11 protein-coding genes are annotated in these 8,432 nt (G+C 75.4%); 4 read left to right on the top strand and 7 right to left on the bottom strand.

Annotated elements, in window-relative coordinates:
• Positions 1 to 174: 174 nt before the first annotated feature.
• Together AE652_RS28525 and AE652_RS28520 are read left to right on the top strand one after the other, a co-directional pair.
• Complete coding sequence (locus tag AE652_RS28525) at positions 175 to 1,023, top strand: universal stress protein (protein ID WP_049656613.1); 849 nt, start codon at positions 175 to 177, stop codon at positions 1,021 to 1,023.
• A 73-nt stretch (positions 1,024 to 1,096) separates the two neighbouring features.
• Entirely contained in the window at positions 1,097 to 1,660 is a 564-nt protein-coding gene (locus tag AE652_RS28520) for a YbaK/EbsC family protein (protein WP_049656611.1), read from the top strand.
• A gap of 14 nt (positions 1,661 to 1,674) precedes the next feature.
• Here the strand turns inward: AE652_RS28520 and AE652_RS28515 are convergent, their stop codons facing one another.
• Genes AE652_RS28515 through AE652_RS28505 form a run of 3 tightly spaced genes read right to left on the bottom strand, consistent with a single transcriptional unit; the run spans position 1,675 to position 4,660 of the window.
• The gene (locus AE652_RS28515) at positions 1,675 to 2,526 is read right to left on the bottom strand and encodes an ABC transporter ATP-binding protein (protein WP_082346029.1); all 852 of its coding nucleotides are present in this window, start codon (positions 2,524 to 2,526) and stop codon (positions 1,675 to 1,677) included.
• Entirely contained in the window at positions 2,523 to 3,641 is a 1,119-nt protein-coding gene (locus tag AE652_RS28510; RefSeq protein WP_199823156.1) for an iron chelate uptake ABC transporter family permease subunit, read from the bottom strand. Before AE652_RS28510 ends, AE652_RS28515 begins: the two co-directional genes overlap by 4 nt.
• 20 nt (positions 3,642 to 3,661) lie before the next feature.
• A complete protein-coding gene (locus AE652_RS28505; RefSeq protein ID WP_079272857.1) occupies positions 3,662 to 4,660 on the bottom strand; it encodes an iron ABC transporter permease in 999 nt (332 codons plus the stop codon).
• A gap of 90 nt (positions 4,661 to 4,750) precedes the next feature.
• Between AE652_RS28505 and AE652_RS28500 the strand changes: the two genes are divergently transcribed.
• Positions 4,751 to 5,713 carry an ABC transporter substrate-binding protein gene (locus tag AE652_RS28500; RefSeq protein WP_053112312.1) on the top strand — a complete coding sequence of 321 codons (963 nt, stop codon included), beginning with the start codon at positions 4,751 to 4,753 and terminating at the stop codon, positions 5,711 to 5,713.
• Positions 5,714 to 5,830: 117 nt separating this feature from the next.
• Here the strand turns inward: AE652_RS28500 and AE652_RS28495 are convergent, their stop codons facing one another.
• The 4 genes from AE652_RS28495 to AE652_RS43205 all read right to left on the bottom strand — a co-directional run bounded on the left by AE652_RS28495 (position 5,831) and on the right by AE652_RS43205 (position 7,728).
• Positions 5,831 to 6,283: a MarR family winged helix-turn-helix transcriptional regulator gene (locus AE652_RS28495; protein ID WP_082346028.1), complete on the bottom strand. Its 453-nt coding sequence runs from the start codon at positions 6,281 to 6,283 to the stop codon at positions 5,831 to 5,833.
• Positions 6,283 to 6,528 (bottom strand): hypothetical protein, encoded by a 246-nt coding sequence (locus AE652_RS28490; RefSeq protein ID WP_049656609.1) that lies wholly within the window; start codon positions 6,526 to 6,528, stop codon positions 6,283 to 6,285. Before AE652_RS28490 ends, AE652_RS28495 begins: the two co-directional genes overlap by 1 nt.
• Positions 6,529 to 6,587: 59 nt before the next feature.
• Entirely contained in the window at positions 6,588 to 6,944 is a 357-nt protein-coding gene (locus tag AE652_RS28485; RefSeq protein ID WP_049656608.1) for a zinc ribbon domain-containing protein YjdM, read from the bottom strand.
• 121 nt (positions 6,945 to 7,065) lie between these two features.
• Positions 7,066 to 7,728, bottom strand: coding sequence for a TetR/AcrR family transcriptional regulator (locus AE652_RS43205; protein WP_053112310.1), 663 nt, complete (start codon positions 7,726 to 7,728; stop codon positions 7,066 to 7,068).
• Between the two features lie 99 nt (positions 7,729 to 7,827).
• Here AE652_RS43205 and AE652_RS28475 point away from each other — a divergent pair.
• Positions 7,828 to 8,432: alcohol dehydrogenase catalytic domain-containing protein (locus AE652_RS28475; RefSeq protein WP_049656605.1), on the top strand; the 605-nt coding region annotated here is incomplete at its 3' end.

Genomic DNA, 8,432 nt, shown 5'->3' with positions numbered 1-8,432 from the left:
CCCGGGCGTGCCGCGCCGCCGCCCGGCCGACCAGCCGGACGGCGGAACCGGGCCCGTCCCGTCACCCACCGCGACCGGCGACGGCTCCGGGAGGCGCCGGTCCGGGTCGGCGCGGATACTGGCCGCACCGAGACCTCCGGGGGCTGGGGCCGCACCGGAACCGAGGAGCACGCCGTGACCGGACCCGTCGTCGTCGGATTCGACGGCTCACCCGAGAGCCTGGCCGCCGCCGCCTGGGCCGCCCACGAGGCGCAGCGCCGCGGCCTGCGCCTGGACGTCCTCCAGGCCTGGCCCCGGCCGAAGCAGATCGCCCCCGGGAGCAGGCCCGGCGACCACTCCGCACTGGCACGACTCGCCGAGAGCGAGCGCGAGTTGCGCACCCTCGCGCCGGAGGTCGAGGTCACCGCCGGCTCCGTGGCCGGCGATCCCGTCGAGGCGCTGGAGGCCGCCGCGCACGGGGCCGCCCTGCTGGTGCTCGGCTCGCGCGGGCTGGGCACCCTGCGCGGCTTCCTGGTCGGCTCGGTGAGCCAGGAGGTGCTGCGCCGGGCGGACTGCCCGGTGGTGCTGATCCGGGCCGGCGGGGACGAACCGGACGGCGCGGTGACGGTCGGCCTCGACCTGGCGCACCCGGCGGACGAGGTGCTGGCCTTCGCCTTCGAGGCCGCCGCGCTCCGTTCGGCGCCGCTGCGCGTGGTGCACGTCTGGTCCCCGCCGGCCGGCAGCGAGTACATGTCCTACGGGGCGATCGGCGGGCTGGAGGGTGAGGTCTCGGCCGTCGAGCACGACGGCCTCGCCCGGGCCCTGGAGCCCTGGCAGGCCCGGCACCCCGAGGTGACGGTGAGCACCGACCTGATCCGCGGCAAGGCCGCCGTCGAGCTGGTGGACGCCGCCGCGACGGCCCGGCTGCTGGTCGTCGGCCGCCGCATCCGGCGGATGCCGCTGCGCCACCACCACCTCGGCCCGGTGGCGCACGCCGCGATCCACCACGTGCACTGCCCGGTCGCCGTCGTCCCGTACGGCTGACCGCGGTCCTCCCGTACGGCCGACGGCAGCCGGGTAGGCCGACCGGGTGGCCGGGCGCGCTACAGTCCGGTCCATGAGTGAGTCCACCGCCCCGCCGTTCGGGAACTTCGCCACCGCCGTACCGGCCCTGGAGCTCGGCGCGGAGCTCGCCGCGCCCGTCGCCGACGCGCTGAAGAACTGGGACGCGCCCGGAGCGGCCGCCTCGGTGCTCTACGTGGACAGCGACCCGGAGCAGGCGGACACCGCCGTGTTCTGCGCGGCCTACGACGTGCCGCCGGAGCTCTCCGCGAACTGCGTGGTGGTCGCCGCCAAGCGCGCCGGGGAGGTGACCCTGGCCGGGTGCCTGGCCCTGGCCACCACCCGGGTGGACGTCAACAAGGCGGTGCGCACCCACCTGGGGGCGCGCAAGGCGTCCTTCGCGCCGATGGACACCGCGGTCGAGCTGACCGGCATGGAGTACGGCGGCATCACCCCCGTCGGCCTGCCCGGCGGCTGGCCGCTGCTGATCGACGAGGCGGTGGCCGCGGCCCCGTACGTCCTGGTCGGCAGCGGCCGGCGCCGGGGCAAGCTCATCCTGCCCGGCTGGGCCCTGGCGGAGCTGCCGGGCGCCCTGGTGCTGCCGGGCCTGGCCGGCTGACCGGCCCGCCGGCGTCAGCGCCCCCGGGGGGCGAGGCCGACCGGGCAGACCACCGGGGTGCCGTGCACCGGGTCGGTGAGGATCACGCTCTCCACCCCGTACAGCTCGCGCACCAGCTCCGGGGTGACGATGTCGCGCGGCGCGCCCTGGGCGGCCACCCGGCCGTCGCGCATGGCCACCATGTGGTCGGCGTAGCGGCAGGCGGTGGTCAGGTCGTGCAGGACGAGGACGACGGTGCGGCCGCGCTCGGCCGTCAGGCCGCGCACCATCTCCAGCACCTCCAGCGCGTGGCCCATGTCCAGCGCCGAGGTCGGCTCGTCCAGCATCAGGATGTCGGTGTCCTGGGCGACGGCCATGGCGATCCAGGCGCGCTGGCGCTGGCCGCCGGAGAGGGTGTCCAGCGGGCGGTCGGCCAGCTCGTGCAGGTCGGCGGCGGCGAGCGCGTGCTCGACCGCCTCGGCGTCGGCGGCGGACCACTGCCGCAGCAGGCCCTGGTGCGGCTGGCGGCCGTAGCGGACCAGGTCGCGGACGGTCAGCCCGTCCGGGGCGGTGGCGGACTGCGGCAGCAGGCCGATGATCCGGGCGATGGCGCGGGTGGACAGCGAGGTCAGCGGCTTGCCGTCGAGCAGCACGGCGCCGGAGCGCGGGGCGATGGTCCGGGCGAGGCCGCCGAGCAGGGTGGACTTGCCGCAGCCGTTCGGGCCGACGATGACGGTGACCTGGCGCTGCGGCAGTTCGAGGTCGAGCTCGCGCACCACGATGGTGCGGTCGTGGCCGAGGCTGAGCGCGCTGGTCGCCAGCCGGGGCGCTCCGACGGCGGCCGTCACGGTCCCGGAGGATTCAGCGGTCGCGGGGCGGGCGGTCATGCGGTCCTCCGGGGACGGGTGGTGAGCAGCAGCCAGAGCAGGTACGGGCCGCCCACGACGGCGGTGACCAGGCCGGCCGGCACCTCCAGCGGCGACAGGAGGGTGCGGCCGATCAGGTCGGCGAGCAGGGTGAAGGCGGCTCCGGCGACGGCCGAGGTGAGCACCGGCACGCAGCGCGGTCCGGCGATCCGGCGGGCGGCCTCGGGCGCGGCGAGCGCGATCATGCCGAGCGGTCCGGCGACGGCCACCGCCAGGCCCGCGCAGACCACGGAGACCAGCAGGACGCCGACCCGCAGGCCGCGCACCCGGACGCCCAGCCCGGTGGCGACGGCGTCGGAGAAGCGCAGCAGCGACAGCCGGCGGCCGAGCAGCACGGCGGCGGGCAGGCAGGCCAGCAGGCCGAGTTCGAGGTAGCCGACGGCGTCGGCGTCGCGGCTGTTGAGGGTGCCGACCGTCCAGGCGTAGGCGGCGTTGGCGGAGTCGATGGCGGCGCGGGAGAGCATCAGGTTGGTCACCGCGCCGAAGACCGCGCCGATGCCGAGGCCGACGACCAGGAAGCGGTAGCCGTTGCGGCCGGCCCCGCCGCCGAGGGCGAAGGCGAGCGAGGCGGCGGTGGCGGCGCCCGCCAGGGCGGCGGCGGAGGGCAGCAGCTGGGTGGCGACGCCGGTGACGGAGGCGACCGCGAAGGCGGTGGCGCCCTCGTTGAAACCGACGGTGTCCGGGGTGGCCAGCCGGTTCTGGGCGAGGGTCTGCATCAGGCAGCCGGCGACGCCGAGGGCGGCGCCGACGGCCAGTGCGGCCTCGACGCGGGGCAGCCGCAGCTTCTCCACCAGCAGCACGTCGCGCGCGGTGCCGTCGCCGAAGGCCGCGCGCAGGGCGGTCACCGGGTCGAGGTTCGTCTCGCCGACGGCCAGGCAGACGGCGGTCACCGCGACCACGGCGAGCAGCAGGACGGTGCAGCCGAGCAGCGGCCGGACCGGGACGAGCACCGAGCGGCCGCCCAGGGCGAGCAGCCGGGTGCCGGGCGGCACGGGCGGCGCCGGCCGCCGGGTCGCGGCCGAGGGGCCGTCGGGTTCCACGGCGTTCTCTGCGTCGTTCTCTGCGGTGGTCTTCACAGGGGCCTTCACGGGGGCCTTCACAGCGCGGGCATTCGGTGCGAGCGGACGACGGCGACCAGCACGGGGGCGCCGCACAGGGCGGTCATCACGCCGAGCGGCATCTCGTACGGGCGGGCGACCAGCCGGGAGGCCACGTCGGCGAGCAGCACGACGGCCGGCCCGAGCAGGGCGGAGACGACGAGCAGCCGGCGCAGGTCCGGGCCGACCAGGGCCCGGGCGGCGAAGGGCACCACCAGGCCGACGAAGGAGACCGGTCCGGCGATCGCGGTGGCGGCGCCGACCAGCAGGGCGACGGCGGTCACCGCGAGGGCGCGGGCCCGGCGGGGCTTGTGGCCGAGGCCGGTGGCGACGTCGTCGCCGAGGCTGAGCGCGGTCAGCGCCGGGCCGGAGAGCAGCGCCAGCACCAGGCCGAGCAGCAGGACCGGCAGTACCGCGAGCAGTTGGTCGGTGCCGCGGCCGGCGACCGAGCCGATGGTCCAGAACCGGATCTCGTCGGCGGCCCGGGCGTCGGAGAGCAGCAGCACGGAGGAGCCGGCGTTCATCAGCCCGCTCAGCGCCGCGCCGGCGAGCACCAGCCGGACGGGGTCGTCGCCGGTGCCGCGCAGCCGGGCCGCGCCGAGTGCCAGCAGGCAGCCGGCGCCGGCGCCCAGTACGGCGACGTACGGGCCGACGCTGGCGGCGCTGGCGCCGAGCACGATCGCGATCACGACGGCGAAGGAGGCGCCGGTGCTGACCCCGAGCAGGCCGGGCTCGGCCAGCGGGTTGCGGGCGGCTGCCTGGAGGACGGTGCCGGCCACGCCGAGCGCGAGTCCCACCGCGAGGGCCACCGCGGTGCGCGGGGCGCGCAGGTGGAACACGGTGAACCGGGAGTCGGAGTCGCCGTCACCGAGCAGGGTGGAGAGCGCCCGTGACGGTCCCACGTCGCCCGCGCCGAGCAGCAGGCTCGCCAGTACGGCGAGCAGCAGTATCGCGCCGGCGGGCAGCAGTCCGCGCAGCAGGAGTGATCGGAATGTCACACCGGGCCTCCCCGTCAGGGCCTTACGTATGGTTAGGCTAACCTCAGAAAAACGGTTCGCCCGTAAACTACCATTTCTCGGAGAACACCCATGCTTGGCACCCGCTTTACCAAGACCCTGCTCGGCGCGGCCGTGGTCGGCGCCCTCTCCCTGGGCCTGACCGCGTGCGGCTCCTCGGGGTCCGGCGGGTCCGCGGGTGACTCCGGCTCCTCGTCCACCGCCGCCGCGAAGGGCGGCAAGCGCAGCATCGACACCGCCTTCGGCGCCGTGGAGGTCCCGGCCGAGGCCAAGCGGGTCATCGCCCTCGGCGACACCTCGCTGGACACCGCCCTCGCGCTCGGCGTCACCCCGGTGGGCACCAGCTCCAGCCGCGGCGGCACCACCGCCCCCGCCTACCTGAAGGCCGACGGCATCCCGCTGGTCGCCACGGTCAAGGAGCCCAACCTCGAGGCGATCCTGAAGGCCACCCCGGACCTCATCCTGGCCTCCTCCGGCATCGAGAAGTCCCAGTACGACAAGCTCTCGGCGGTCGCCCCGACCATCGTCCCCAAGGCCGGCGACTGGCGCGAGGTGCTCGCCGTGTACGGCGACGCGCTCGGCCACAAGGCCGACCTGGCCGCCAAGCTGGACGCCCTGGACAAGCGCGCCGCCAAGGCCGGCGAGGGCAAGAGCGGCAGCGCCGTGGTGATGCGCTGGATGCCCAACGGGCCGATCGTGATGAACACCACCAACATGCCCGGCGACCTGCTGAAGAAGGCCGGCGCCGGCACCATGCCGATCGCCGACGGCCTGGGCGCCCAGCCCCACTCGGACCCGCTGTCCCTGGAGAACCTCAACAAGGCCGACGCCGACCGGGTGTTCGTCGCCACCCTGAACGCCGAGGGCGAGAAGGCCCTGGAGACCGCCCGCAAGCAGGAGGCCTTCACCCGCCTCAAGGCCGTCGGCACCAACCAGCTCATGGGCGTCGACGGCCAGGTGTGGAGCAGCAGCTCCGGCCCGATCGCGGCGGAGAAGGTCGTCGAGGACATCGAGAAGGCCTTCGGCGCGAAGTAACCGCGCCCGCCAGGGAATTCCCCCCCCCGGAGTTCTGAAGGGCCGTCACCGGAGCGGATCCGGTGACGGCCCTTCCGCCGCGGGCTCGGCACCTCCGAACGGGTCGGCAGGGGCGGCTCAGCCCAGCAGCTTCGCCACCACCCGGTCGAGCACGCGGATGTCCTCCGGCGGCAGCGCGAGCAGCGCGTCCGGCGGGGTGCTGAGGATCCCGGTGGCGATCGCGGCCTTCGCCTCACCCTCCTCGGTGAGGTGGACCAGCTTGGAGCGCCGGTCGACCGGGTTGGTGATGCGCTCGGCGAGGCCGCGCCGCACCAGGTCGTCCACGATGACGCTGGTGTACGGCGGGTCCGCGCCCAGCCGCTCGGCCAGCTCCCGCAGGGTGATCGGGCCGGCGACGAGCCGGCGCAGCGCCCTGACCCGGCTGAAGCTCATGTCGAGGGCTTCGGCGACGCTCTTGCGGCGGTCGTAGCGTTCCAGCACGAGGGCGTTCATCCCCTGCCAGACCCGGGCCGCCGCTCCGGCCTCGCTCCCGCTCCCCTCCGGGTGCCCGCCGCTGTCCAGGCGCTCCATCAGGCGTCCACCATCCCCTTCGTCCGCTCGGCTTCCTCGGCCGCCTCCTCGGCGGCGAGCCGCTGCGCCGCGCGTTCGGCCGTCGCCCGGGCCCAGCGGCCGGAAGTGAGCGTACCGGCGCTGCGATCAATCTCGCTCGCATCGACGCCCACCTCACCGAAACACCACGAGCCCGCACCCGCACCAGCCACTTCGCAGTACTCGGCCCCGCCGAGCTGATGCTCAGCGGGGCCGAGTAACGCCACCCCGAATTAACCAACAGCGTCAGTCCCTCCCGGCGGGGCGCGGCCGTTCGGGCCCGCGGTCAGGCCTTCTTCACCACGCTGGACTTGAGCTGCATCGCACCGAAACCCTCGACGCGGCAGTCGATGTCGTGTCCGTCGACGCCGTCCACCAGGCGGATGTTGCGCACCTTGGTGCCGGCCTTGATGCCGGAGACGCTGCCCTTGACCTTGAGCGCCTTGACCACCGTCACAGTGTCGCCGTCGCTCAGCACGTTGCCGACGGCGTCCTTGATCACGCGCTCGCCGGCCGACGCTCCGGCCTCGTCGGCCCCGCCGGGCACCCACTCGTGGCCGCACTCGGGGCAGACCATGAGGGCGTTCATCTCATAGGTGTACTCGCTGGAGCACTGCGGACACGGGGGAAGGTTGTCGCTCATGGGATCAGGATATCCAGGCCGTACGGATCCGGTCCGCGCGGCGATCGGCGAGGTCAGCGGGGGTTGCGCGCGGAGCGGCCGACAGCGGCGCGGACCGCCCGGCCGCCTGCGTTCCGCAGCCTCAGCCCGCGGTGAGCGCGAGCCGGATCCAGCGCTCGGACTCCGCGACCGCCGCCCCCACGTCGAAGGCCTCCGGCGCGGCCGCGGCCTGCACCACCAGCCCCTTGAGCAGCCCGACGAAGGCGGGCGCGAAGGCCGCCGGGTCCACACCGGGACGCACCTCCCCGTCCCGCTGCCCCTGCCCGACCACCTCGGCCGTCCACGCCCGGGTCCGGGCGTCCAGCTCCGCCACCGCGCCGGTCAGCTCCGAGGCCCCGGCGAGCGCCTCGGCCCCCAGCACCACGAAGGCCCGGCCCAGGTCGGTCGGGTTGCGGACGCCCTCCAGGCAGCCGCGCGCGAACCCGCACAGCTCCTCGGCGGCCCCCGCCCCGCTGCGCGCCGGTGCGGCCGACGCCATCGCCTCGGCCAGCGCCGCCTCCTGGAGCCGCGCCAGCAGCGCGGCCTTGGAGCCGAAGTAGTGGGTGGCCAGGCCCCGACTGAAGCCCGCCTCCTCGCCCACCCTGGCCAGCGTGACCCCGGTGCTGCCGTGCTCGGCGATCAGCCGGGCGGCGGCGGCGATCAGCGCGGACTCGGCCCGGGCGCGCCGCTCGGCCTGGGTGCGGCGCGCCGGCGCCTCCCGGAGCGCCCCGGCCCCACCGGTTCGGTCCTCATCGTGCGTAGACATGCCACCATGCTAGTGTGAACTTGCTTGTTGAATAACAAGTAACTTCCGGAGCGGCGGGCACTCCCCCGACCCGCCGCCCCCGTGAGAAGGGAAGTCCCGATGACCGCCACGATGCTCGCCGGCCGGCTCGACGTCGCGAAGGGCGCCTTCGCCGTGGAGGAGGTGCCCGTCCCGGCCCCCGGCCCGGGCGAGGTGCTGATCAAGGTGGAGGCCGCCGGCGTCTGCCTCTCCGACGTCCACCTGATCGAGGGCATGCTCAAGCCGCTCTACCTCAAGGGCGACAAGGTCACCCTCGGCCACGAGGTCGCGGGCACCGTGCACACCCTCGGCGAGGGCGTGACCGGTACGGCCGTCGGCGACCGGGTGCTGCTGCAGGCCGGCGAGACCCGCGACGGCGTCGTGCACACCCGCGGCGTGGACTACGACGGCGGCTGGGCCGAGTACGCCCTCGCCACCGCCACCACCCTGGTGCCGATACCGGACGAACTCCCCTTCGAGCAGGCCTGCTTCATCCCCGACGCGGTCTCCACCCCCTGGGCCGCGATCACCGCCACCGGCGCCGTACGCCCGGCCGAGGCGGTCGGCGTCTGGGGCGTCGGCGGCCTCGGCGCCCACGGCGTGCAGCTGCTGCGGGCGATCGGCGCCTTCCCGATCGTCGCCGTCGACCCGCTGCCGGCCGCCCGCGAGCGCGCCCTGGCCTTCGG

The organism is Kitasatospora sp. MY 5-36, assembly GCF_001182915.1.
Lineage (GTDB): Bacteria > Actinomycetota > Actinomycetes > Streptomycetales > Streptomycetaceae > Kitasatospora.
Note: the sequence above shows the minus strand (reverse complement) of the source record. Positions and strands in the feature narration are given on the sequence as shown.

Coding starts and splice junctions, on each gene's coding strand:
- AE652_RS43205 (WP_053112310.1), bottom strand. CDS start 7,728: ATGTCTACGCACGATGAGGACCGAACCGGTGGGGCCGGGGCGCTCCGG.
- AE652_RS28495 (WP_082346028.1), bottom strand. CDS start 6,283: ATGGAGCGCCTGGACAGCGGCGGGCACCCGGAGGGGAGCGGGAGCGAG.
- AE652_RS28515 (WP_082346029.1), bottom strand. CDS start 2,526: ATGACCGCCCGCCCCGCGACCGCTGAATCCTCCGGGACCGTGACGGCC.
- AE652_RS28500 (WP_053112312.1), top strand. CDS start 4,751: ATGCTTGGCACCCGCTTTACCAAGACCCTGCTCGGCGCGGCCGTGGTC.
- AE652_RS28485 (WP_049656608.1), bottom strand. CDS start 6,944: ATGAGCGACAACCTTCCCCCGTGTCCGCAGTGCTCCAGCGAGTACACC.
- AE652_RS28520 (WP_049656611.1), top strand. CDS start 1,097: ATGAGTGAGTCCACCGCCCCGCCGTTCGGGAACTTCGCCACCGCCGTA.